This is a genomic window from Parabacteroides sp. AM17-47 (assembly GCF_003434625.1).
GTDB lineage: Bacteria > Bacteroidota > Bacteroidia > Bacteroidales > Tannerellaceae > Parabacteroides > Parabacteroides distasonis.
Window position 1 is genome coordinate 43,317 of sequence record NZ_QTLI01000014.1, and the last position, 25,180, is coordinate 68,496.

General features: G+C 44.6%; 19 protein-coding genes. 11 read left to right on the forward strand and 8 right to left on the reverse strand.

Going from position 1 to position 25,180, the window contains the following annotated elements:
- Positions 1 to 141: 141 nt before the first annotated feature.
- The 3 genes from DW205_RS12515 to DW205_RS12525 all read right to left on the reverse strand — a co-directional run bounded on the left by DW205_RS12515 (position 142) and on the right by DW205_RS12525 (position 2,377).
- Positions 142 to 537 carry an HIT family protein gene (locus DW205_RS12515; RefSeq protein WP_005860824.1) on the reverse strand — a complete coding sequence of 132 codons (396 nt, stop codon included), beginning with the start codon at positions 535 to 537 and terminating at the stop codon, positions 142 to 144.
- Positions 538 to 551: 14 nt separating this feature from the next.
- A complete protein-coding gene (greA, locus tag DW205_RS12520) occupies positions 552 to 1,022 on the reverse strand; it encodes a transcription elongation factor GreA (RefSeq protein WP_005860822.1) in 471 nt (156 codons plus the stop codon).
- Positions 1,023 to 1,219: 197 nt separating this feature from the next.
- Positions 1,220 to 2,377, reverse strand: coding sequence for a TlpA disulfide reductase family protein (locus DW205_RS12525; protein WP_005864144.1), 1,158 nt, complete (start codon positions 2,375 to 2,377; stop codon positions 1,220 to 1,222).
- Positions 2,378 to 2,580: 203 nt separating this feature from the next.
- Here DW205_RS12525 and pnp point away from each other — a divergent pair, with 203 nt between their 5' ends.
- On the forward strand, positions 2,581 to 4,821 hold the full coding sequence (gene pnp / locus DW205_RS12530; protein ID WP_005864142.1) for a polyribonucleotide nucleotidyltransferase: 2,241 nt from the start codon (positions 2,581 to 2,583) through the stop codon (positions 4,819 to 4,821).
- 896 nt (positions 4,822 to 5,717) lie between these two features.
- Here pnp and DW205_RS12540 read toward each other — a convergent pair.
- The 3 genes from DW205_RS12540 to DW205_RS12550 form a co-directional block, all read right to left on the reverse strand.
- Positions 5,718 to 6,314: a hypothetical protein gene (locus tag DW205_RS12540; RefSeq protein WP_005864140.1), complete on the reverse strand. Its 597-nt coding sequence runs from the start codon at positions 6,312 to 6,314 to the stop codon at positions 5,718 to 5,720.
- 75 nt (positions 6,315 to 6,389) lie between these two features.
- Complete coding sequence (locus DW205_RS12545) at positions 6,390 to 6,740, reverse strand: DUF3244 domain-containing protein (protein WP_005864139.1); 351 nt, start codon at positions 6,738 to 6,740, stop codon at positions 6,390 to 6,392.
- Between the two features lie 101 nt (positions 6,741 to 6,841).
- Complete coding sequence (locus DW205_RS12550; RefSeq protein ID WP_005864137.1) at positions 6,842 to 8,581, reverse strand: tetratricopeptide repeat protein; 1,740 nt, start codon at positions 8,579 to 8,581, stop codon at positions 6,842 to 6,844.
- 211 nt (positions 8,582 to 8,792) lie between these two features.
- Here DW205_RS12550 and DW205_RS22270 point away from each other — a divergent pair, with 211 nt between their 5' ends.
- Entirely contained in the window at positions 8,793 to 8,951 is a 159-nt protein-coding gene (locus tag DW205_RS22270) for a hypothetical protein (protein ID WP_008778786.1), read from the forward strand.
- Positions 8,952 to 9,041: 90 nt separating this feature from the next.
- Here the strand turns inward: DW205_RS22270 and DW205_RS12560 are convergent, their stop codons facing one another.
- On the reverse strand, positions 9,042 to 10,670 hold the full coding sequence (locus DW205_RS12560; protein WP_005860810.1) for a fumarate hydratase: 1,629 nt from the start codon (positions 10,668 to 10,670) through the stop codon (positions 9,042 to 9,044).
- A gap of 125 nt (positions 10,671 to 10,795) precedes the next feature.
- Between DW205_RS12560 and DW205_RS12565 the strand changes: the two genes are divergently transcribed.
- The 3 genes from DW205_RS12565 (at position 10,796) to DW205_RS12575 (ending at position 16,960) form a co-directional block, all read left to right on the forward strand.
- Positions 10,796 to 13,045: a trypsin-like peptidase domain-containing protein gene (locus tag DW205_RS12565; RefSeq protein ID WP_005864136.1), complete on the forward strand. Its 2,250-nt coding sequence runs from the start codon at positions 10,796 to 10,798 to the stop codon at positions 13,043 to 13,045.
- Positions 13,046 to 13,310: 265 nt separating this feature from the next.
- Positions 13,311 to 15,002, forward strand: a complete 1,692-nt coding sequence (locus DW205_RS12570) for a hypothetical protein (RefSeq protein ID WP_005864135.1) — start codon at positions 13,311 to 13,313, stop codon at positions 15,000 to 15,002.
- Positions 15,003 to 15,211: 209 nt separating this feature from the next.
- Positions 15,212 to 16,960, forward strand: coding sequence for an LruC domain-containing protein (locus DW205_RS12575; protein ID WP_005864134.1), 1,749 nt, complete (start codon positions 15,212 to 15,214; stop codon positions 16,958 to 16,960).
- Between the two features lie 102 nt (positions 16,961 to 17,062).
- Here DW205_RS12575 and typA read toward each other — a convergent pair whose 3' ends face one another.
- The gene (typA, locus tag DW205_RS12580) at positions 17,063 to 18,859 is read right to left on the reverse strand and encodes a translational GTPase TypA (RefSeq protein WP_005864133.1); all 1,797 of its coding nucleotides are present in this window, start codon (positions 18,857 to 18,859) and stop codon (positions 17,063 to 17,065) included.
- A 170-nt stretch (positions 18,860 to 19,029) separates the two neighbouring features.
- Here typA and rpsO point away from each other — a divergent pair, with 170 nt between their 5' ends.
- From rpsO to ahcY, 6 genes are all read left to right on the forward strand, one after another.
- Complete coding sequence (gene rpsO / locus DW205_RS12585; RefSeq protein ID WP_005864132.1) at positions 19,030 to 19,299, forward strand: 30S ribosomal protein S15; 270 nt, start codon at positions 19,030 to 19,032, stop codon at positions 19,297 to 19,299.
- 159 nt (positions 19,300 to 19,458) lie between these two features.
- Positions 19,459 to 20,040: a helix-turn-helix domain-containing protein gene (locus tag DW205_RS12590; protein WP_005860798.1), complete on the forward strand. Its 582-nt coding sequence runs from the start codon at positions 19,459 to 19,461 to the stop codon at positions 20,038 to 20,040.
- Between the two features lie 12 nt (positions 20,041 to 20,052).
- On the forward strand, positions 20,053 to 21,702 hold the full coding sequence (locus tag DW205_RS12595; RefSeq protein WP_005864131.1) for an AMP-binding protein: 1,650 nt from the start codon (positions 20,053 to 20,055) through the stop codon (positions 21,700 to 21,702).
- A gap of 93 nt (positions 21,703 to 21,795) precedes the next feature.
- Positions 21,796 to 22,614, forward strand: coding sequence for an AraC family transcriptional regulator (locus DW205_RS12600; protein ID WP_005860794.1), 819 nt, complete (start codon positions 21,796 to 21,798; stop codon positions 22,612 to 22,614).
- Between the two features lie 109 nt (positions 22,615 to 22,723).
- Positions 22,724 to 23,479, forward strand: coding sequence for a glucose 1-dehydrogenase (locus DW205_RS12605; protein WP_005864130.1), 756 nt, complete (start codon positions 22,724 to 22,726; stop codon positions 23,477 to 23,479).
- A gap of 185 nt (positions 23,480 to 23,664) precedes the next feature.
- Positions 23,665 to 25,083, forward strand: a complete 1,419-nt coding sequence (ahcY, locus tag DW205_RS12610; protein ID WP_008778787.1) for an adenosylhomocysteinase — start codon at positions 23,665 to 23,667, stop codon at positions 25,081 to 25,083.
- Positions 25,084 to 25,180: the final 97 nt, after the last annotated feature.

Sequence of the window (25,180 nt, forward strand, 5' to 3'; positions counted from 1 at the left end):
TTCTAAGGTTAACAAATTTATGAGTAAAAACCACTAATGAATCATATTAATGATTTGCTGTCCCCTTTGCATGATATTGTCACGCATAAAACAGCGGGTACAAATATAACCAATTTTTTATAATTAAAAAATTATATTCAATTATTTGAATTCTTTTCTAATCTTAGCGGCGATCTCGGCCAATTCTTCTTGGCTTACAGCCAATTTCTTCCCGCCGAAATACATATCGGACTCCTTCGTGATAGGAATCAAATGGATATGCGCATGGGGCACTTCCAAGCCCATGACAGCCAACCCTACACGCTTACACTCGATAGCGGTCTCTTGGGCACGAGCTACCCGTTTAGCGAAAGCTACCATCCGTCCCAGCATCGGATCATCGATATCAAAGATATAATCGACCTCCTTCTTGGGAATTACCAAGGTATGCCCCAAGGCTACCGGATTGATATCGAGGAAAGCAAAAAACTCATCGTCTTCCGCAACCTTGTGGCTAGGGATCTCACCCGCCACGATTCTACTGAAAATAGTTGCCATACGTCTTTCTGTTTTTAAATTGAAATATCCATAATCTCAAACGTCATCAAGCCGGAAGGTACACGGATCTCAACGACATCCCCTACCTTCTTTCCCATCAAACCTTGGGCGATCGGCGTGCTTACGGAGATCTTTCCTTCTTTTAGGTTAGCCTCCGAATCCGATACCAACGTGTAGGTCATGACAGCGTTATTCTTCGTATTCTTAATTTTCACCTTGTTCAAAATCTGAACCTCATCTGTTTTCACACGACTCTCATCGATCAGACGGGCGTTTGAGATCAAACCTTTTAACTGCGCAAGCTTAGCCTCCATGATACCTTGAGCCTCTTTGGCGGCATCGTACTCAGCGTTCTCAGATAAGTCACCCTTATCCCTCGCCTCAGCGATCTGGGCTGATATTTCAGGGCGCTTCACGGTCTCCAAATAGTTGATTTCAGCTAAAATCTTATCGTAGCCGTCCTTTGTCATATAACTAACAGCCATATTAAATCCTCCTTATTCTTTATATTAATATTGATTGATTATCGCATAATAAAAAAGAATCCCGACCAAGTCATATGGCCGGAACTCCCCTTTTTTATCATTTCAAGACTCCGCAAAGTTAGGTTATCTTTCTAAGATGAACAAGTTTACGAAAGTGCTTTATAACATATAAATCTGATGATTAAATCATGAACATTTTACAATACGGACTTGATGTCAGCCTCAAGTTTCTTCACGTCGTCCACCCGTTTAACCAAGTTTCCCTTGCGATCCAAGATAAAGATCGCCGGAAGCTGTTTCACGTTATACAACGCCGCGGTCTGAGAGTAAACAGACTGTGGATCACGCACGCAAGTCCAAGGTAAATTAGAAGCGGCGTTCTTCCAGAAGTGGACATCATTATCCAAAGAGATCTGGTAAATCTCCAAGCCCTTATCGTGGTACCTCGTATATAAATCGCCAAATTCCATATTCAAGGCAGGAGACCATTCGGACATATAGGCCGTGAAGTTGATCAACACCACCTTACCTGTAGCGACAGAAGACAATTTCGTGTTTTCCCCATGTACATCCGGCAACTCGATATCCAAGAAACTAACCTCTTTCTTCTCCACCTTATCCAAGTCCATCGGGCGCTGGCTACGAATCACCTTTATCGATTGAAGAGCCAAGTTATACAGATGCTTAGCACGAGGGCTTTCCGGATAATAGTGATCGAAGCTGGTGGCTACGGCACCATAAGCCTTCGAGTCGTTCTTGTCATACAAATCGAAGAACAGCAAGCCGTCGATTTGCTGGAACAAGGCAAAGTAAGCGGCAGCGGACATCGGGGCGGAATAAATATACTTACGAGCCACGTCCTTATAAGCCTCGGCGGCCTCGAGCACCTGACGGGAATATACGGAATCCGCCAACAGACCGGACTCAGACTCTTTCCGTAAACGATGGATCGCTTGGTTCGCGTCTAATTGAGCCAAGGTAATATTCTTGATCGCCTTGCAATTCTCTGAGCCCTCCACGCTATAAGAAGTAGCGAAAGTCCCGGCATCGGCCACGAACGAGATCGTCTCCGTAGAATCTACCGAGAAGTTGATCAATTGGTTATTCAGACGCAAGCGATAAAAATCCGGGAATGCCGGACGAGGCTTCGTAAAGCTGAATTTACCGGCCGCCGTCAGTTTTACGGAGTCCATCAACTCTACCGTCGACACACCTACATTCTCCAGATACATCATCTGGCCATCAGCGCCGGACACTACACCTTCCACCGTAAAATCAGAATTCTTCTTACAAGCCGTGAACAAAAGCAACATAACACACAGCACAGCTAGTAAATTCGTAGATATTTGTTTCATTATTCCAGTTTGTCTATATTACTAATCCGGTGCAAATATACATTATTTTACAATTGTGGCACTATTATTCCGTATTTCTTCAAGGCTTTTTTCAAAAAAAGTATTTCAAGACTGTTATTTCTTTTCATTTTCATGCAATTACAGGTAAACTTTCATTACATTTGCACCAATTTTTGACAGATAGAAAAATAAGAAAAAAGATTATGCTTAATCCAATTAACAAGACGATCGAGTTAGGTGATGGAAGAACCATTACCATCGAAACCGGGAAATTGGCCAAACAGGCGGACGGAGCGGTTACCGTTCGTATGAACAACACCGTGTTGCTCGCCACTGTTTGTGCCGCTAAAGATGCGAACCCGGGTGTTGACTTCATGCCGTTGCAAGTAGAATACAAAGAGAAATACTCCGCTTTTGGACGTTTCCCCGGAGGTTTTACAAAAAGAGAAGGAAAAGCTTCTGATTATGAAATCCTCACATCTCGTTTAGTAGACCGTGCGTTGCGTCCTCTTTTCCCGGACAACTACCACGCTGAGGTATATGTAAATATTATATTGTTCTCCGCGGATGGCGAAGATTTGCCGGACGCATTAGCAGGTTTGGCCGCTTCCGCCGCTTTGGCAGTTTCTGATATTCCTTTTAACGGACCGATCTCTGAGGTTCGCGTAGCTCGTACGGATGGAAAATACATCGTCAACCCAACTTCCGCGGAATTGGAGAAAGCTGATATCGACATCATGGTTGCCGCTACCATAGACAACATCATGATGGTTGAGGGTGAGATGAACGAGGTTCAGGAATCTGAGATGCTTGAGGCTATCAAGGTCGCTCACGAGGCTATCAAGGTACAATGCAAGGCTCAATTGGAATTATCCGAGGCTTGCGGCAAATTGGTAAAACGCGAATATTGCCACGAGGTAAACGATGACGAGTTGCGCAAGGACGTACACGACAAATGTTACGCCAAGGCTTACGCCGTAGCCACATCCGGTAGCGGCAAGCACGAACGCAGCGAGGCATTCGAGAAAATCGTAGAGGAATACAAGGCTCAATTCTCCGAGGAGGAGTTGACGGACGAGAAACTGGAAATGATCGGTCGCTACTATCACGATGTAGAGAAAGAGGCTATGCGCCGTGCCATCCTTGATGAGGGCAAGCGTTTGGACGGTCGTAAGACTACCGAGATCCGTCCGATCTGGATCGAGACAGATTGCCTGCCGGGTCCTCACGGTTCCGCTATCTTTACACGTGGAGAGACTCAGTCTTTATCTACGGTAACTTTAGGTACGAAGTCTGATGAGAAAATGATAGACGACGTATTGAACCATGGATACGAGCGTTTCCTTTTACATTATAACTTCCCCCCGTTCTCCACAGGCGAGGCCAAAGCAACACGTGGTGTAGGCCGTCGTGAGATCGGACACGGTAACTTGGCTCACCGTGCGCTGAAACGTATGATCCCGGACAACTATCCGTATGTAGTACGTGTAATCTCCGATATCTTGGAGTCTAACGGTTCTTCTTCTATGGCTACGGTTTGCGCCGGTACCTTGGCGTTGAGAGACGCAGGTGTTCCGATGAAGAAACCGGTATCCGGTATCGCTATGGGATTGATCTCCGAGAACAAGGGTACGAACTACGCCATCTTGTCTGATATCTTAGGCGACGAGGATCACTTGGGTGATATGGACTTCAAGGTAACGGGTACGAAAGACGGTATCACGGCTACCCAGATGGATATCAAGGTAGACGGTTTGTCTTACGAGATCCTTGAGAATGCTTTGGCTCAAGCGAAAGAGGGTCGTATGCATATCTTGGGCAAGATATTGGAGGCTCAACCGGAAGCTCGCGAGGATTTGAAACCTCATGCACCTCGTATCGAGACGATGATTATCGGTAAAGAATTCATCGGTGCGGTAATCGGCCCGGGCGGTAAGATCATCCAAGGTATCCAAGAGAAGACGGGAGCTACGGTATCTATCGATGAGGTAGACGGCGTAGGAAAGATCGAGATCTCCGGCACGAATAAGGCTACGATCGACGCGGCTGTCAAGGCGATCAAAGGTATCGTGGCTGTTCCTGAGATCGGAGAGGTTTATGAAGGAAAGATTTCCTCTATCATGCCTTATGGTGCGTTCGTTGAGTTCATGCCGGGCAAGGATGGTTTGCTTCACATTTCCGAGATCGACTGGAAACGTCTGGAGACCGTTGAGCAAGCCGGCTTGAAGGAAGGCGATACGGTTTCTGTCAAGTTGGTTGATATCGATCCGAAGACAGGCAAGTTCAAACTTTCCCGCAAGGTATTGCTTCCGAAACCGGAAGGTTACGAGGAACGTCCACCAAGACCAGAAAGAGGTGAGCGTGGACCTCGTCCAGACCGTGGAGACCGTGGTCCTCGTCAAGATCGTGGTGATCGCGGACCTCGCAGGGAGTACAGAGACTAAGATAAGGTCTTATACATTATATATAATCCCGGGTAGATTAAACGCTATCCGGGATTTTTTTATCAAATCATCTACCACACCTACAACTATAGCTATAAGCAATTGGTCATAAGTTATTTATCGAGTGGTGGTAGATAAATAGCATCTACCACTATTGGCTCGTATCTACCACCATTTACTACTTTTCAATCACAAAACACCATCGTCCCCTACTCGCCAACCGCATTATTAGTCCTATCTTTTTCAAGAAGCGGCAGAAGACGGAGACATTGCTTAGCCGGCAAGCTATCTATTTGATCATGCTTCATATATCATCTAAAAAACTGATTAATTGATATTTATAGTTTTTCTTAGTATAAAACAAAAGTTTTCCGCTATGGAAACATTTGTTTCCTCATGAGGAAACCTTAGTTTTGTGCTTACGAAACTTTAGTTTTCCCTAGGAGAAACTGTTTGCTCTTGTATGTTAATCTATTATCATGTATCTCTAATCTGAACGCACAAGTATTTAAATTAGAAAACGGCTTAGCTTTTTCGAAATTACAAACAAAAGGAGTCAAAGGTGCAAATATAGATTTATACCCCCATAAGTTAACGACTTATCAAATATCATTAGATATCGAGTATTTACAAACAAAACATTTCTATTTATCAAGTTCCATTGGTTACCTTGAAAAAGGAGGCAAATATACAGACATTGTAAATCAATCCATGAGTGAGAGACATATCAATCAGTATATAACAATACAAAACAAAGAAATTCTCAACATCCTCATCACTAATTTTTATGTTATTACTAAAATTACCGGATAGCAAACCTAGTACAGACTAAACAAACGACCATAAACCTTATATCCAGGCCATGATCATCGTTTAGCCTGCACAAACAGTAACGTTTAATAAATATAAGCGTAATTCCAAACCAAAGCATTCAAACTGGGATCCCATCGATTCCACTGACGCCCCAGCATATCATATTTAACTTGATATGCAGCCGTTTTCATATAGAATCTATTACCTGTTTGACCATCTACCGCACAACCTCGCAGTCCCCCACCAATTGAGTTCGGATCAAATCCACATTTTGGAGACTCTTTAGTTACTCCCAGGGTTCCGTCCGGAAGGGTCACCATTTTTCTAACAATATAGATATCACAAAAGTAATAACCAGTAGGAATATTTGTAGGTGATTTGTTGATAAGAACTTTTTTATTTTCTTCCACTAAGAATGTGTTATCATATCCTGTCACACTAAAAGTCTCACTCGTAGCCTTAGTCTCAATTAATGGGGATTGTTCTGATTCCATAAATTCACCCATAAGTTCAATAAACTGATTCCACGTAATTGCACCATTAGCTTCCGCACATTTCCTCAAATCTTCTTCACTCATGTTATCATAGTCAAGACCATCTCCTACGATAACCTCTTCTTGGTTAGAACAAGAAGACACAAAAAACAAAAACAAACATGATAAAATTAGAATCTTTTTCATACAAAAAACTATTTATAAATTAAACATTGAATAATCAAAGAAATTAAATATTACAAATCATCCTCACATTCAATTTTAGAAAAGAATAAAAAACTCTTCATAGATGTTGTCTCCTTCTACTCTTATTAAATAAGGTTTAAATAAAAGACCTTGCATGGAAATACAATAGCTCTGAGAAGTAGAAAGAGGTACAGACTCTTCATATACGAGCATCCCACTATCATCAACAATTTGTATAAACACATTGTCTAATGGCTTCATAAAATAGAACATGATTCCATCATTTACAATCTTCACTTCTACCGGATTAGGAGAAATAGAGCGCTCCTCTTCCTCATCACGCTCATTCTTATGCTCTCTTCCAGCCACCGTATGTGTCCATAAGCATACACAACTCAATAAAGTCAAAAATAAAAATCTTTTCATCCCATTCATTTTTTGACTGCAAAAGTATCCGATAAGGTTGGATTCGGGGCTAAAACACTGTTCGCTTTTTGTTCGCTTTTTGTTCGCAGAGTTGTATAAGGCTAAAGACCAGCGATTAATTCATCCAGTTCATTCGGGGTTCCATCCTCTCCCTTTATTTTTTTATAAAGCCGTTTACGGGATGAGGATACGGAGGGTTTGGAGCGACCCAAGATTTTTGCCATATCAGTTACCTTGACTGATATCTTTATCAAGTAACAAATCCGGAGTTCTATCAATGACATTCCCGAATATAACTGATATAGACGATTCGTAAAATTATTGTATGTCTTATCTAACTCCTTCCGTAAAGCATTCCAATCTTCTTCCCTGATTATCTGATCTGCCTCATTCGTGGAATGGAATTTCATATAGATATCCGAATGCCTTAAATCCGACTCTAACAAATCACGCTCGGTACGCCGCAACTGTATTTGTTCATTGGTCACTTGCAAAAGTTCTTTTCGCACATGAAGCAATGAATTTGTATCTTCATGGTCTTTAGATAGTAAGGTTCCCAATTCATTCAATTTCACGTTATTCGCTTCTACATATTGAAAACTTCTCTCATATTGTTCTTGCTTTTCCCGCTGAAGCGCCTCAAACTGCCTAGCCAACCGCTCTTTCTGCCGTTTCAGTCTATATATAAACAATAAGGTTATCGAAAGCCCCAATCCGAACAAGGATAATATCCGGTAAATACGAATCTGCATCCGGTCATTCTCGCCCTTTAGCCGTAAATTCTCAGTTTCCCGCTTTTGATAATTATATAAAGAGGTCATTTTACGGATTTCCTCCGAATCGGTTATCTTGCGGATGGAATCTTGCACTTGCTGGCCAAGACGGACATAGCGAATAGCCTCCCGATAATTCAACCGACGCTCATACAAAAACGACAAGTACTCATAAATAGCGTCTCTAACATATAAATCAGGACTATCCAAGCATCTCCTTAAATAGTAGTCGGCAGAGTCCAATCTTCCCACCTCTAAATAAATATGTCCCAATGTAGAATAAGTGGGGTACATATTCCGGCCTACGGAATCTTTTAATGATTCAAACAAACATTCCAATGCCTTATCATACATTCCCAATTCCCGGTAAAGATCACCCTGCTCAGTCAATATACCGGAATATCGATGTCTATTTCCTGTTTCATTCGCTATAATTGCCGCTTTTTGAAAATAGAGAAGCGCACTGTCATTCTTATCGACCATATCATATACCCGGGCAATATCTCTCAGCACAAGAGACAAACTAGTACTATCTCCTTTCAGTAATTTATACTCAGCCGCTTTCTCATACATACGGATCGCCTCTTCATATACATTCTGATAATCATAAAGCATCCCCATCTGCGAATAGACATTGGACAATAATCGGTACTTTCTCGTATCTCCCGCCACATCCAATGCCTTTTGGAAATACTTCAACGCTTCCGGAGCATCGTTCAGATCCCGGTAGACACGTCCCATATAGTAATAAGACTCCAGTAATTTATCCCGATCGCCATATACCTCATAAAAAGCGGTGATTCGCTTGATCAGGGAATCGGAAGTATGCCGGACATACATCTTATCATTGACCTTCAAGTCGAGCAAGTCATAATACATACGCTGTTCCTCATCAAAGGACGAAAGGCTATCCCGCAATCGATCCAACAAAGGGGGGGCTTCCTCCGGATTTGTATCCGCAAGGGATTCGATCTGCAACAGGGTAGCGGGATAAGGCTTCCCCCGATGATCGCAAGCATAAAAAGCCGAGATCAAGACCGACATCAAGAGGATGTATATACGAGGCATTGGAAATCTGTTTTATCACTTAAACGCAACAAAGGTAAAAAATTAAAGTGTAATAGTTTCATTGATATTTATACAAACTTTTGAAAACCAATACGCAAAGTACGCTACGACCGGATACTTACAGGTTTTGCTTTCTACTCTTAACAGATCTGGGTACTTTTTGCTATCTATCTTAAACAAATCGTATATTTCTCATTCAATCAATCAGCGTATGGATAGCCTATTTATTAAACAAGAACGATTACTGGCACAAACGAGCACCCGTATCATAAGAATAGCGGATCTCCCCGATTCCTTCATCTTGGCTGACAATATGGAGTTCGCCTCTGGCAAGAAACTACCGTTGTGGATCGTGGGATTAACCTATTAAAAAAACACGTACGACTTTTTTTTTAAAAAAAAAGCGGTATCCAGCTTGCCGCCGGATACCGCTTTTCATTTATCTTTACCGATCAAAGAATCAGCAACGAGGCTTGATCTGCTTGAAGAAGTCATTACCCTTGTTATCTACCAAGATAAACGCGGGGAAGTTCTCTACCTCGATCTTCCAGATCGCTTCCATACCCAATTCCGGATATTCCACGCACTCGATGCTCTTGATATTGTTCTGAGCCAAGATAGCCGCAGGGCCACCGATAGATCCTAGGTAGAAACCGCCGTGATTCTTACAAGCGTCCGTAACTTGCTGGCTACGGTTACCCTTCGCCAACATGATCATGCTACCGCCATGGCTCTGGAACAAGTCAACGTATGAGTCCATACGACCCGCCGTCGTCGGGCCCATCGAGCCACAAGCCATACCTGCCGGAGTCTTAGCCGGGCCCGCGTAATAAATAGGATGATCCTTGATGTATTGGGGAAGATCCTCGCCACGATCCAGACGCTCCTTCAACTTAGCGTGAGCGATATCACGGCCCACGATGATCGTTCCGTTCAATGACAAACGAGTAGATACCGGATATTTATCCAATTCCTTCAAGATATCTGCCATCGGTTGGTTCAAGTTGATCTTGACAGCGTCGCCCTCACCCGCTTGACGAAGTTCCTCCGGAATCAATTCGCCGGGATGGCTATCCAACTTCTCGATCCAGATACCTTCCTTATTGATCTTACATTTAATATTACGGTCCGCGGAGCAGCTTACACCCAAACCTACCGGGCAAGAAGCGCCGTGGCGAGGCAAACGGATGATACGGACATCGTGAGCCAAATATTTACCGCCGAATTGAGCGCCCAAGCCAATATTCTGAGCGGCGGCCAATACCTCTTTCTCCAACTCCACGTCGCGGAAAGCACGGCCACCCTCGCTACCGGTCGTAGGCAAGCTATCGTAGAAACGAGTAGAAGCCAACTTCACCGTCAATAAATTCTTCTCAGCGGAAGTACCGCCAATCACGATCGCGATATGATACGGAGGACAAGCGGCCGTACCCAACGTCTTGATCTTCTCTACGAGGAAGGGAACCAATGTACCCGGATTCAAGATCGCTTTTGTCTCTTGGTATAAATAAGTCTTATTGGCGGAACCACCTCCCTTTGTCACGCAAAGGAACTCATACTCCATGCCTTCCGTAGCCTCGATATCGATCTGGGCCGGCAAGTTACATTTCGTATTTACCTCGTCGTACATATTCAGCGGAGCGTTCTGGGAGTAACGAAGGTTCTCTTCCGTGTAGGTCTTGTAAACACCTAAGGAAAGCGCTTCCTCATCGCAGTAACCGGTCCAGACCTGCTGGCCCTTCTCGCCGTGGATAATAGCCGTACCGGTATCTTGGCAGAAAGGAAGTACGCCTTTAGCCGCTACCTCGGCGTTGCGAAGGAATGTCAAGGCCACGTACTTATCGTTGTCCGTAGCTTCCGGATCGCTTAGGATCTTAGCGACCTGCTCGTTGTGAGAACGGCGAAGCATGAATGATACGTCGCGGAAAGCGGCGTTAGCCATAGCGGTCAAACCTTCTTTAGCGACTTTCAAGATCGGTTTTCCTTCAAACTCAGAAACGGAAACATAATCTTTTGTAAGCAAATAATACTCTGTTGTGTCCGGTCCCTTTTGGAACATCGGCTCGTAGTGAAACGGAGGTGTTGCCATATCTTTAGAATTTAATTATATATTGGTTTTATTTAAGTTTGTCCGTACTTTTCGATTGGCAAACTTAGCGAAAAAACTTGATATATAGATCATGGGGTAAAGAAATATAGCTATATTTGCCCGATATGAAAAAGTTGACCTCTTTATACATTGTATTCCTGCTAACGATGCTAGGTTTTCAAGGAAATCTGAAAGCGCAGGTTAGCCACGGAGGCCGCCCGCTTCCGCTATCGCTCATGCGAAGTACAAACGGACAGATGTTTAAAGAAATGCCTCCGTTCGACGTCCAAGAGGAATTGCGTATCGACTCGCTGAATGAGAGCGACCTAAGAAGCGGTTTCCGTTTTGCCTATAAATTCATAACGGATTACAATCGGTACAACTCGGGCGTAACTTTCACCGGGCCGGATGGGACACGTGTATGGAGACTCGGGATCTACTCGCCCGGGGCCCTTTCCATCAACGTGCTCTTCTCGGAATATGAACTGCCCGAAGGCGCCCAGCTCTTCCTATATAATGAGGACCAGACACAGATATTAGGCTCGTTCAATCACCTAAACAACTCGGAGTTAAACCTATTGCCGGTCTCTCCTATCCAAGGGGATCGCCTGATCATAGAATATCAAGAACCGGCCAACGCCTCTTTTCAAGGAAGACTGACCGTCGGGGAAGTCAACCATGGCTACCGGAGCTTGCGGGGGTTAGAACCGGGAGACAACACCTCACTGATCGGTAAAATTCCACCGTTAGCTTGCTATCAAGATGGGACAAACGATTACGCCCAATGGGGGCAAAGCGTCGTTCTCCTGATCATAGACGGAAGTGTAGGGTGCACGGGCACCCTGATAAATAATACGGACAATGACGGAAAGCCTTATCTACTCACCGCCTCCCATTGCCTGAACAAGCAATTCACGATGAAAAACCCCGATTATGAGAAAATAGCCGGAAGTATCGTCTGCTTTTTCAACTTCAACAGCCCTTTCTGCGACCCGATCCTAAGGGGAACGGAAGAGATGTCTACCGCATCCACTTACTTCAAGGCGGTTAATGAAATGGCAGACATGGCCTTGTTGGAACTTACCGCCACACCTCCGGTTTATTACAGGCCTTATTACGCGGGCTGGAACGCACAAGAGGTAGGACCTGCCCCCTATACGTGCATCCAACATCCCCAATACTCGGTAAAGCGAATCAGTATATCCGATGAGGATCTGGCTCCCTTTACCTTGACAGATCCAAACATGATTTTTTACGAGAACGCTCATTGGCATGTCAAGACTTGGGAAGTAGGTTATACGGCCAGCGGTTCCTCCGGATCTCCTTTATTCAATGCCGACGGAGAGATTATCGGAGCGTTATCCGGCGGGCAGTCCAGTGAGAATAGTCCGAAGAATGATTACTTCTTCTCTTTGAAGAAACCCTGGGACGCGATCGATACCCCCGAGAGACAGCTCAAATATTGGCTAAACCCGTCCGATGACGAGACCAAGGTTTGCGAGGGACTTGATCCGTATAAATCAGCCCCTTGTTTCCGGTTGAGCAACATCTATGACTCCGGTAATCAAGAAAACGCCGAATGTACGCTCTATCCCGGGTCTGAAAAAGCGTATTTGTTCGGGAACAACCCCGCCAATATCACTGAATACGCGGAAGCTTACCAAGTAGCCGAAGCGGGTACCATATACGGAGCTTATTTCGTAACACCGCCTGCCGGAGCGAATTACAAACAAATGGAAGTGGAAGTTACCGTTTACAGCGGCGACTCTAAGCCCTCTACATTATTATATACGGAGACATTCCAACCCACCTACAGCAATAAATCGATATTGGACGATACGTTTATTGAGACCGCAAAATCCCTAAATCGGTCACAGGAAAGTTATATCCATTTCTCCAAGCCCGTGAACGTTAGCGGAAAGTTCTACATCGGCTATAAGCTCAAGAGCGTCCCGGATAACACGTATTTCTCCGCTTACAATTTGCCCAAAGGCAAAACGACCCGGAATACGGCTTGGGTTCATGATAAAAACGGCTGGAGACAAGCTACCGAATATACGCAAGCAGGTTTTAGCACCTCCTTGTTTATCGATCCCGTCATTCAATACGGTAACCCCGTCAGCAACGAAAAGCTCGAGGCGAACGAGCAGGTACTCATTCATCTCGGTCCGGAGAAAGGCATGGTACACCTTGTTTTGCCGGATGGAATAGAGAAAGCGACTTATACATTGCACTCGGCACAAGGAAAAGTGTCGGAAAACGGAGAGATCACGGACAGGCAAGCTACACTCCATTTCCTAAAATTAACATCTGGAGTCTACTTTCTAACCGTGCACTATGGCGAGGAGCATTATACACAAAAGATTATATTTTAATCAAAAAATATACAATAAGACTTCTGGGAAACCATCCATTGAAAAGAATGGCAAGAGGTACAGAGCCATATTTTTTCAATAATTCTACCCATATTTTATGTATAAAACAAGCCTAGGATTCATTAATAAGTATTAATTAAAAAGATTTTATCGCTTCTTTGCTATCCATAACAAAAAAATACTTTAGTTTTGCACGATAATGGCTAAGGGATAATTTGGAAGTGAATATATTAACATAGTAACATTTTAAACTTACATCAAGATTATGAACAAAAAGTTTTTATTGCCATTCTTCGTATTGGCAGCCATTTTAACTCTTTCTTCTTGTTCAAACAAGTTGAAACCGTTGGCAGAACAGTACATTAAAGCAGAGCCGCAGCCGCTAGAGGCTATCGGAGGCAAAGTTCCTGTAACGATCAACGCGACTTTCCCCGCTAAATGGTTCAACAAGAAAGCTGTTGTAACTGTAACTCCGGTATTGCGTTACCAGGGTGGCGAAGCTTGGGGCACTTCTTACACTTACCAAGGTGAGAAAGTAAAAGGTAACAACCAAGTAATCCCTCAAAAAGAAGGCGCTAACGTAACTATGAAGTCTTCTTTCACTTACAAACCCGAGATGAAAAAATCAGAATTGTATTTGACTTTCGACGCGAAGATCAAAAACAAGACTGTTAAATTGCCAGACGTAAAGATCGGTGAAGGCGTTATCGCTACTTCCGAATTGGCAGACGCAGCTACCGCTACAGCAGCTATCGCAGCTGATAAATTCCAACGTATTATCAAAGAGGCTCATGACGCTAACATCATGTTCTTGATCCAACAAGCTAACCTTCGCGCTAAAGAATTGAATTCTGACGCTATCAAAGAATGGAAAGATCTTGTTAAGAACGCTGACGAGGCTCCGAACCAGAATGTAGCTATCGAGATCAGCGCTTACGCTTCTCCTGATGGTGGTTTCAAATTGAACAACACGTTGGCTGAGAATCGTGAAGGAAACACTACGAAATATTTGAACAAGGAATTGAAGAAGATGAAGGTTGACGCTCCGGTTGACGCTCGTTACACAGCTCAAGACTGGGAAGGCTTCAAGGAATTAGTTTCTGCTTCTAACTTGCAAGATAAAGACTTAGTATTGCGTGTGATCTCTATGTACCAAGATCCTGAGACAAGAGAGAAAGAAATCAAGAATATCTCCGCTGTTTACTCTGACTTGGCTGAGACTATCCTTCCGCAATTACGTCGTTCTCGTTTGACTGCTAACATCGAGATCATCGGTAAGTCTGACGACGAGATCAGCGCTTTGGCGAAGAGCAATCCTTCTGAGTTGAATATCGAGGAAATCCTTTACGCCGCTACATTGACTAACAACGACGGTGAGAAGATGGCTATCTATACAAAAGCTTCTGAATTGTATCCTAACTGCTACCGTACTTGGAACAACATCGGTATGATGGCATTCAAGGCTGGTGATTTGGCTAAGGCTGAGCAAATGTTCAACAAGTCTAACTCTATTAAGAATAACGCTTCCGCTAACATGAACTTAGGTTTGATCGCGTTAACTAAGGGTGACCAAGCTAAGGCTCAACAATTGTTCGGTAACGCTGCCGGCGTAAACGAATTGAGCGAGGCTCTTGGCGTTCTTTACTTAGAGCAAGGCGAATATGCTAAGGCTGTTAACTCTTTCGGTTCTGTTAAGACTAACAACGCCGCTTTGGCTCAGATCTTGGTTAAGGATTACAGCAAGGCTTCTCAGACTTTGAACGGTGTTGCTAATCCTGACGCTGTAACTTCTTATTTGAAGGCTGTTGTTGCCGCTCGTACGAACGACGCTAACGGTGTTATCAACAACTTGAAGGCTGCTATCGCCGCTGATAAGAACATGGCTAAGGAAGCTGCTATCGACTTAGAGTTCGCTAAATACGCAACTAACTCTGACTTCGCAGCTTTAGTAAAATAATTAGAAAATATTCTTTCTAAATAAGAAAAAGACCTCATCCTTTTGGATGGGGTCTTTTTTTATATCCCACCATCCAATCCTACATTTGATAAAAGCGTAACAGCTTGAAATAAATATTGATTATCAATGATTTTTCATGAAATAAATTCGTAGATTTGCAAAATCTAATAAAGTTGTTGTAAATATTAATCAAATAGGGTAAAGAAATTATGAGATCACAAATCTGGAAACAAATGGTGTGGGTATTTTGTCTGCTCTTTCTAATGGGATCATGCGTTAAACATGACATTTTTCAAGGAGAAGACCCCACGGTAGATCCGAAAGAACCTACCAAAGAAGAAGAAGATTACATAGCCCAGTTCGAGAATTTCGAGAACATACAGGTTAGCATATCTTCTCAGCATGAAGGGACCCTATATTCTATTTATTATGAATATCCTTATGAGGAAGGCTCTTTAGTCAAAGATCCTTATTTAATTGGTAAAACTCCGATCCATATGGCTCTGGAAGTACCTACACACGTAAAGAAACTCTATATCCTAAGAGGGGATGGGGAACTTATCGAGAGCGATGTAAAGGACATCACGATCGGAAGCGATACCAAAAGCAGCTTACGGGCTACAAATGCGATCAGTGATGAAGTCCTTCATCTGATCAATAACAAATACTTTCCAGAAAAAGCATACAATGTAAAAAGCGAGGATTTATATAGATGCTCTGATCTAAAAATCACGGAAACCGTTTTTACCAGTAGCTTTGAGAAAGCGGATATTTGGCTGACCTATATAAGCGATGGAGGAATGTCCAAAGACAATATGTATGGTAAAATTTGGTTCTATACATATCCCTCCGAGAAGATGGAGAATCTTACTTTAGATGACTGCACCTTCTATGGAAAGACCAATGGCACCATCCAAGCCATTGACTTCAACAAGATCAATCAAGGCGAGAATTATATCTTTTACTCCAAAGAGGAACAACCAAAGGCTAAGACAGGAGAATATACCCGAATACCCCTAGGAAGATTCGACAAGGGGCTTAACGTCGGTTTCGTATATCGAGGCACAGACCGTCCACAGTTCTCCACTCCGGCATTAAATGGGCCGGATAACAATAAAGTACCAGATAATGGGACATTCTCCCATAATTACGTAGGCCATACCTTAAAATATGGTAATTCCTCTTTCAAAATAGAGAAAAACGTAGCAAACGGCTTCATTCACCACATTCAAGAAGGTGATTTTGAAGGAAATGTACTGGGAATGGAAAATCGCTGCCCAAACTATAGGGCCTATGATGGAGACTACAACGATATGCTTTGTCTAATCGAAAGTAATCCCGTTGCCATCGAGCCGGCAGAGCCGGTAACCCCTCCCGTCATAGAATCGCAAACGAACAAGAAAGGATTCCTCTTGTTCGAAGATAATTATCCAAACCAAGGCGATTTCGATTTCAATGACGCTGTCATATATTATAGCATCACAGCATATACCGATAAGAGTACCGCAGATGTTTATGCTCAGTTACTGGCTAAAGGCTGTACATTCCACAACCAATTTGGATTTAAGGACGCCAATGGACTAACTCCCTTTTTCTCCGATGTCAATGGATATGTCAATGTGAGAAAATTCGACAAGGAACCGGAAAGTGGGATTACAAAGACATTAACATATAGCTCAACTCAACTGATCATGCCTTACATTGATAACGGGAAGGGACCGGTAAGTAAAAACGTAAAGAATACGGATCTATACCCATATGTGTTGGATATCCCTTATTCGGAAAATAAACCTTTCCATTGGTGTATAGAGAATAAGAGTATTGACAATGCCTATAATTTTGATCAGGATTACCGCAAAGCGCACGGAGATTGGTATGAGACTCCTAAAGATGAATCGCTTGTAATAAAATTCACGACTTCGGATGAAGAGAAAAAAGATCCGGAAAATAAAGAATGAAGTTACGCGAACCCATTGAAGGATCTCTAAAATCCTATAACACATAAAAACGGCGGCCTTTTTAAAAGGTCGCCGTTTTTTATATTTATTCAATAGAAGAATTTATCTACCTTGGCGCTTGCGCTCTGTCTCATCCAAGATGATCTTACGCATACGCATATTATTCGGGGTGATCTCTACGTACTCATCGCCCTTGATGTACTCAAGCGCATCCTCTAGGCTGAATACGATAGGAGGAGCCAAGGAAACCTTGTCGTCCGAACCAGAGGCACGCATATTCGTCAACTTCTTGGATTTGGTGACATTTACCACCAAGTCATTGTCTTTGGTATGCTCTCCGACCACCTGTCCAGCGTAAACCTCCTCGCCCGGGGCGATGAAGAAACGTCCGCGGGATTGCAAGTTATTCAGGGCATAAGCGAAAGCCTGACCTGTCTCCATAGCGATAATCGAACCATTCATACGTCGTTCGATATCACCCTTCCACGGTTGATATTCCAAGAAACGGTGTGCCATGATAGCCTCACCGGCAGAGGCGGTCAATACGGCGTTGTTCAAACCGATAATACCACGGGAAGGAATCGTGAACTCCAAGTGCATACGACCATTCTTGCTTTCCATCATGGTCATCTCGCCCTTACGTTTCGTTACCATATCGATAATACGGCTAGAGCATTCCTCCGGAAGATTCACCGTCAATTGCTCTACCGGCTCACATTTCTCACCATCGATCTCCTTGATGATAACCTGCGGCTGACCTACCTGCAACTCGTATCCCTCACGACGCATCGTCTCGATCAATACGGACAAGTGAAGCACACCACGGCCATATACCAACCAAGAATCAGCGGAATCAGTAGGAACTACGCGTAAAGCCAAGTTCTTATCCAATTCTTTCTGCAAACGGTCAAAAATATGACGGGAAGTAACAAACTTACCATCCTTACCAAAGAACGGAGAATTGTTGATCGTGAAAAGCATAGACATCGTAGGCTCGTCGATAGCGATCGTTGGCAATGGCTCCGGCTCGTTCACGTCGGCGATTGTCTCACCGATCTCGAAACCATCGATACCGATAATAGCGCAAATATCCCCGGACTGCACGGAATCAACTTTCGTACGTCCCAAGCCCTCAAATACATCCACTTCCTTGATCCTCGATTTCACCATACTACCATCACGCTTACAAAGCATGACATCTTGGCCCTCTTTCAACTCGCCACGGTGTACACGTCCTACGGCGATACGACCTACATACTTAGAATAATCCAAAGAAGTAATCAACATCTGCGGAGTACCCTCCAACATCTTTGGTTCGGGGATATACTTGATGATCGCATCAAGCACAGCCGTGATATCCTCTTTCGGCTCCTTCCAATCCTCGGACATCCAGCCCTGCTTGGCGGAACCATAAATAGTAGGGAAGTCAAGCTGCTCCTCGGTAGCATCCAGACTAAACATCAAGTCAAATACCATTTCCTGCACTTCCGACGGGCGGCAATTCGGCTTATCCACCTTATTAATTACCACGATCGGCTTCAAACCCAGTTGAATCGCTTTTTGCAAAACAAAACGAGTCTGCGGCATAGGCCCCTCAAAGGCGTCTACCAATAGCAAACAACCATCCGCCATATTCAAGACACGCTCCACCTCGCCACCAAAGTCGGCGTGGCCCGGAGTGTCAATAATATTGATCTTATATCCCTTATAATTGATAGACACGTTCTTGGCAAGAATCGTGATACCTCGTTCCCGTTCCAGATCATTGTTATCCATGAACTGATCCGGTTCTGCCTGTCCTTCACGGAAAAGCTTACCGGCTAATAACATCTTATCCACGAGCGTCGTTTTGCCGTGGTCTACGTGCGCGATAATCGCAATGTTTCTGATCTTTTGCATTGAAGACTAATTTATTGGCTGCAAAAATACGATATTTTTACGATATATATATGACATTCATGCTTCAAAACACAAAAAAGATAGTAGAATCTATTGCAAATCAAAAAGGAATGTCTACCTTTGCGACCGCTTAGATAACATAGTATTAATTTATTAAAGTAAAAAGAATCATGTATTTAGATTCAGCGAAGAAAAAAGAATTATTTGAAAAGTATGGCAAATCAGCAACTAACACAGGTTCTGCTGAGAGCCAAATCGCATTGTTCACATTCCGTATCTCTCACTTGACAGAGCACTTGAAAGTGAATCACAAAGATTACGCTACGGAAAGATCATTGAAGATGTTGGTAGGTAAACGTCGTCGTTTATTGGACTATCTGATCAAGACTGACATCGAGAGATACCGCGCTATCATCAAAGAACTTGGTATCAGAAAGTAAGAAAAAGCTTACTCGAAAATATTAAAAAGGGCAATCCCAAATGGGTATTGCCCTTTTTATTTGTCTTAATCCTAGATATAATAAAATATTAATGTAAATTTGCGCCGTTTAGTATCAAATTATCAAACATTACAGGACTATAAATAACAAATCATACACATGGGAAACAACAAAATTATAGGCGCGAAAATTAAAAATATCCGGGAATCGAAACAACTCTCTATCGAGGAGGTAGCCGAACGCTCCGGGTTAGGTATCGAACAGATAGAACGTATCGAGGGTAACTTGGATTTTCCATCTTTGGCCCCTCTTATCAAAATAGCACGGGTATTAGGGGTACGTTTGGGTACATTCTTGGATGATCAAGCGGAGCTAGGCCCAGTCGTATGCCGCAAAAAGGACAGCGAGGCCGATGGTATCGGGTTCACGAACAACGCGACACAAGGACACAAGCATATGGATTACCACTCGCTCTCACAAGATAAGTCCGGCCGCCATATGGAACCCTTCTTGATCGAGATCGCTCCCTCCGAGGAAGGCGAGGATTTCATCCTGTCCACGCATGAGGGAGAGGAGTTTATCTACGTATTGAATGGCGTCGTAGAGATCAATTACGGAAAGAACACCTATATCCTAGAGGAAGGCGATAGCATCTATTATGATTCTATCGTGGCGCATCATGTACATGCGGCAGCCGACAACAAGGCCCGAATCCTAGGAGTTGTCTATACACCTTATTAAATCCGGCGTTTTATGGAATTACATAACAGAACCCTTGGCCAATGGCTGGAACATTGGGCCGAGAATACACCGGATAAGGAGTATATCGTTTATTCAGACCGTGACTTACGTTTCACTTGGAGCGAATTCAACAAGCGTGTGGACGACATGGCGAAAGGTATGTTGGCGATCGGTATCACCCATGGCACACATGTCGGCGTATGGGCGACGAACGTACCGGATTGGTTGACATTCCTATATGCAGGCGCGAAGATCGGTGCCGTATTGGTCACGATCAATACGAACTATAAACAAAGCGAGCTGGAATACCTAGTAGAGAACGCCGATATCCATACGATGTGTATCACAGACGGCGTGTTTGATGGAAGTTACGTGGACATGGTCTATACCATGTTGCCGGAATTGAAGACCTCTCAACGGGGGTATTTGAAAAGCGAGCGTTTCCCACGCTTGAGAAATGTAGTATATATCGGACAGGAGAAATACAGGGGTATGTACAATACGCCCGAGATGTTGCTCCTCGGACAAAATATCAAGGATGAGACCTTAGAGGCTGCCAAAGCGAGAGTAAATTGCCACGACGTTGTCAATATGCAATATACTTCCGGTACGACCGGCTTCCCGAAAGGGGTCATGTTGACTCACTACAACATCGCCAACAACGGTTTCTTGACGGGTGAGCATATGAAATTCACCGCCGACGATAAGCTTTGTTGCTGCGTACCTCTCTTTCATTGCTTTGGCGTGGTATTAGCTTCCATGAACGTATTGACGCATGGATGTACGCAAGTGATGGTCGAGAAATTCGATCCGCTATTGGTATTAGCTTCTATACATAAAGAGCGTTGCACGGCCGTGTACGGCGTGCCTACCATGTTCATTGCCGAGCTGAACCACCCGATGTTCGAGATGTTCGACCTCACGTCGTTACGTACCGGTATTATGGCAGGTTCTCTTTGCCCGGTTGAACTCATGAAAACCGTGGACGAGAAGATGCATATGCGTGTAACCAGCGTGTATGGATTGACAGAGACCTCACCGGGTATGACCCACTCCCGTATCGAAGATCCGGCCGAGGTGCGTTATAATACTGTAGGCCATGAGTTCGAATTTACCGAGGTACGGGTTATCGATCCGGAGACTGGCGAGGAATGCCCCGTCGGCGTACAGGGCGAGATGTGTAACCGCGGTTATAATAACATGAAAGGTTACTATAAAAACGAAGCCGCCACCAATGAGGCGATCGACAAGGATGGTTTCCTGCATTCCGGCGACTTGGGCGTTCGTGATGAGAATGGAAACTTCCGTATCACCGGCCGTATCAAGGATATGATTATCCGTGGAGGCGAGAATATCTATCCACGTGAGCTGGAGGAATTCCTTTATCATTTCCCCGGCGTGAAAGACGTGCAAGTAGCCGCTGTTCCTTCCAAGAAATATGGAGAGGAAGTGGGTGCCTTTATCATCCTTCACGATGGTGTGACGGCTACGGAGGAAGAGGTGAAAGATTTCTGCCGCGGAAAGATCGCCCGGCATAAGATCCCGAAATACATCTTCTTCGTCGATACCTTCCCGATGACCGGAAGCGGAAAGATACAGAAGTTCAAGTTGAAAGACCTCGGGCTGAAACTATTGCAAGAGCAAGGTATCACGCCGGCCTGACGATTTAGTGGACAGCTAACAGTTGACAGTTACTTTAAAATCTTCATAATGGGCGGTACGATCTTCTCGTGTTGCCCATTTTCCTAAAGAACTATGGACGGAATCAACACGCTGCGTTACTCGGATTTATTTTTAGCGATGTATTTCGATGGCGGGAAGAGCTGCCTGCACCGGAATCATTCGCATGTGTTGGTGTATGTATATTCCGGAGAGATGGTAATCGACGAGAAAGGCCAAATCACCCGGTTACATAAAGGAGAATGCGCTTTCATCCGCAAGGACTTCAGTGTGCAGATGACGAAACAAGCATGGAATGGCGAGCAGTTCAAGGCGATCTTCTTGATGTTCACCATGAAGTTCCTACGCGACTTTTACAGCAAATTAGATCGAAATACTCTCCCTAAAGATGCCAAGCGAGATCAGGTAAGCCTTTACAAGCTACCGTCCAACCGTCCCGATATCGTAAGCTTGTTTGAGTCGATGACCCCTTATTTCAATTCCAAGATCCAACCGACAGACGAATTGCTGCAACTAAAAATGGTCGAGGGCGTTTATGTGTTGCTCAATACCGACAAGAATCTATATGCCTCTATCTTCGATTTTACCGATCCATGGAAGATAGACATACTGGAATTCATGGAGCGGAATTACATGAACGATATTTCCATGGAAGAAATCGCCAACTATACGGGACGCAGTCTCTCCACATTTAAACGTGATTTCAAGAAATGTAGCGCTCTCTCGCCCCGGGAATGGCTCATCCGACGCCGCCTTGAAGCCGCACACGGGCTGATACGTAAAGGGGGGCGTAAGGTCTCGGAGATTTGTTTCGAAGTAGGCTTCAAGAACCTTTCCCATTTCTCGAAAATCTATAAGATAGCGTATGGCGTACCGCCAACCGAGGATATATAATATTAATGGCCCACACAACAAAGCTATTTGAACCACATAACAAAGCCTCTATACCACTCCCTCCTTATCTTCGCGACATAAATAATAACAAAATGTAAATCAAATGATCATGACAAAGACAACGGAAGAGAAAGTAGCTTTAGTAACCGGTTCTGCGATGGGTATCGGACTCGCTTGCGCCGAAGCCTTCGCCAAGGCTGGATACATAACCGTATTGGCAGACATCCGTGAGCCGAGAGAACAGGTAGAGAAATTAGTAGCCGAGGGACATAAGGCCGTAGCGTATCGGTGCGACGTATCAAACACGCAAGCCGTAAAGGAGATGATCGACTGGATCGTAGCTACCTACGGAAGACTGGACGCGGCTCTTAACAACGCAGGCATACAAACACCGCAACGCCCAATGGCAGAAATCACCGACGATGAATTCGACCGTACCGTGGCTGTGGATTTGAAAGGTGTCTGGAACTGCATGCGTTATGAGATCCTGCAAATGCTGAAACAAGGCGGCGGAGCCATCGTCAACACCTCATCGCAAGGCGGAGTCACGGGATTTCCGGGGCAAGCGGCCTACATAGCCTGTAAGCATGCCGTTATCGGACTGACACGTACCGCCGCTATCGACTATGCGGCAAAGAACATCCGCATCAATGCCGTATGTCCGGGCGTTATCCGTACGCCGATGGCGGAAGACTTAATGCGGCGTGACCCTTCCTTGGAGAAGGAGCTGGTGCGCGACATTCCCGCAGGGCGGCTCGGTAAACCGGAAGAGATCGCCAACGCCGTACTTTGGCTATGCAGCCCGCAAGCGAGCTTCGTCGATGGCCACGCGCTATTGGTAGATGGAGCCTTCAGTATTCATTAAAGCGCAAAACTACAGAGAGCCCAATACTGCATGGCTGTTGCAGAACTACTGCAAGGCAGGTTGCAGTAACGAACCCACCTACCCCTCGGCAAGCCTCTGCCCTAGATGGAAATTCATAGATAAAGAACACCTACTATCAACGCTTTTTCGTACCTTCGCGTCTCAACCATTTATAGTATTAATTTATGTCACAATTATTTCCAACTAATCTGCCTTATAAAGTGGCAGATATGAGTTTGGCTGAATTCGGTCGCAAAGAGATCGAGATCGCCGAACACGAAATGCCGGGATTAATGGCGCTACGCCAGAAATACGCCGATCAGAAACCCTTGAAAGGCGCACGTATCACCGGCTCACTGCATATGACTATTCAGACGGCGGTGTTAATCGAAACATTAGTTGCGTTGGGAGCGGACGTTCGCTGGGCTAGCTGTAACATCTTCTCCACACAGGACCATGCGGCAGCCGCTATCGCGGCGGACGGCGTACCGGTATTCGCTTGGAAAGGCGAGACGCTGGAAGAATATTGGTGGTGTACGGACATGGCGCTTCGTTTTCCGGAAGGTAAAGGCCCTCACATGATTGTTGACGATGGCGGCGACGCTTCCTTGCTGATTCACATGGGCTATCGTGCGGAGAACGACGCGGAGACCATCAACCGCAAAGGCGGGAATCATGAGGAACAGGTAATCCTGGATACATTAAATCGCATCCTTCAAGAAGATAACGGCCGTTGGCACCGTACGGTAGCCGAGATGAAAGGTGTGTCGGAAGAGACGACCACCGGCGTTCACCGTCTGTATCAGATGATGGAGAAAGGTGAGTTGCTGGTTCCGGCTATCAATGTTAATGACTCCGTGACGAAATCCAAGTTCGATAACTTATACGGTTGCCGTGAGTCTTTGGCGGACGGCATCAAACGGGCTACAGACGTGATGATCGCCGGCAAGGTAGTAGTCGTGGCCGGATACGGTGACGTAGGTAAAGGCTGCTCTCACTCCATGCGCTCTTACGGGGCTCGCGTACTCGTGACCGAGATCGATCCGATCTGCGCCCTGCAAGCCGCTATGGAAGGTTTCGAGGTTACGACCATGGAAGAGGCCGTGAAAGAGGGTAACATCTTCGTTACAACCACCGGAAACTGCGATATCATCACGATCGAGCATATGACACAGATGAAAGATCAAGCGATCGTATGTAACATCGGTCACTTCGACAACGAGATCCAAGTGGACAAGCTTGTCAACTATCCGAATATCAAGCACACGAATATCAAACCTCAAGTGGACAAATATACGTTCCCGAACGGAAACTCCATCTTCTTATTGGCAGAGGGACGCTTGGTAAACTTAGGTTGCGCTACGGGACACCCGTCATTCGTAATGAGTAACTCGTTCACGAACCAAGTGCTTGCCCAGATGGACTTATGGCAAATGGCTTATGAGGTAGGTGTATACCGCTTACCGAAACGCTTGGATGAGGAAGTTGCCCGCCTACACTTGGAACGTATCGGCGTGAAATTATCTACATTATCACAAAAGCAAGCTGATTATATCGGTGTACCGGTAGAAGGACCGTACAAGGCTGATCATTACAGATACTAATTAATTGAAGATTGAAAGTTGAGAATTGATAATGAAGGGAGGGCAGCTCCTGTAGTTCTCGATTCTTAATTTTCAATTTTCAATTCTTAATTTTCAA

Excerpts from the sequence above, each read along its gene's own strand:
- DW205_RS12525 (WP_005864144.1), bottom strand. The coding sequence starts at position 2,377 with ATGAAACAAATATCTACGAATTTACTAGCTGTGCTGTGTGTTATGTTG.
- DW205_RS12560 (WP_005860810.1), bottom strand. The coding sequence starts at position 10,670 with ATGGCAACACCTCCGTTTCACTACGAGCCGATGTTCCAAAAGGGACCG.
- pnp (WP_005864142.1), top strand. The coding sequence starts at position 2,581 with ATGCTTAATCCAATTAACAAGACGATCGAGTTAGGTGATGGAAGAACC.
- DW205_RS12590 (WP_005860798.1), top strand. The coding sequence starts at position 19,459 with ATGGGAAACAACAAAATTATAGGCGCGAAAATTAAAAATATCCGGGAA.
- DW205_RS12600 (WP_005860794.1), top strand. The coding sequence starts at position 21,796 with ATGGACGGAATCAACACGCTGCGTTACTCGGATTTATTTTTAGCGATG.
- DW205_RS12565 (WP_005864136.1), top strand. The coding sequence starts at position 10,796 with ATGAAAAAGTTGACCTCTTTATACATTGTATTCCTGCTAACGATGCTA.
- DW205_RS12545 (WP_005864139.1), bottom strand. The coding sequence starts at position 6,740 with ATGAAAAGATTTTTATTTTTGACTTTATTGAGTTGTGTATGCTTATGG.
- DW205_RS12595 (WP_005864131.1), top strand. The coding sequence starts at position 20,053 with ATGGAATTACATAACAGAACCCTTGGCCAATGGCTGGAACATTGGGCC.
- typA (WP_005864133.1), bottom strand. The coding sequence starts at position 18,859 with ATGCAAAAGATCAGAAACATTGCGATTATCGCGCACGTAGACCACGGC.
- DW205_RS22270 (WP_008778786.1), top strand. The coding sequence starts at position 8,793 with ATGGATAGCCTATTTATTAAACAAGAACGATTACTGGCACAAACGAGC.
- DW205_RS12605 (WP_005864130.1), top strand. The coding sequence starts at position 22,724 with ATGACAAAGACAACGGAAGAGAAAGTAGCTTTAGTAACCGGTTCTGCG.
- DW205_RS12575 (WP_005864134.1), top strand. The coding sequence starts at position 15,212 with ATGAGATCACAAATCTGGAAACAAATGGTGTGGGTATTTTGTCTGCTC.
- DW205_RS12570 (WP_005864135.1), top strand. The coding sequence starts at position 13,311 with ATGAACAAAAAGTTTTTATTGCCATTCTTCGTATTGGCAGCCATTTTA.
- greA (WP_005860822.1), bottom strand. The coding sequence starts at position 1,022 with ATGGCTGTTAGTTATATGACAAAGGACGGCTACGATAAGATTTTAGCT.
- DW205_RS12540 (WP_005864140.1), bottom strand. The coding sequence starts at position 6,314 with ATGAAAAAGATTCTAATTTTATCATGTTTGTTTTTGTTTTTTGTGTCT.
- ahcY (WP_008778787.1), top strand. The coding sequence starts at position 23,665 with ATGTCACAATTATTTCCAACTAATCTGCCTTATAAAGTGGCAGATATG.
- rpsO (WP_005864132.1), top strand. The coding sequence starts at position 19,030 with ATGTATTTAGATTCAGCGAAGAAAAAAGAATTATTTGAAAAGTATGGC.
- DW205_RS12550 (WP_005864137.1), bottom strand. The coding sequence starts at position 8,581 with ATGCCTCGTATATACATCCTCTTGATGTCGGTCTTGATCTCGGCTTTT.
- DW205_RS12515 (WP_005860824.1), bottom strand. The coding sequence starts at position 537 with ATGGCAACTATTTTCAGTAGAATCGTGGCGGGTGAGATCCCTAGCCAC.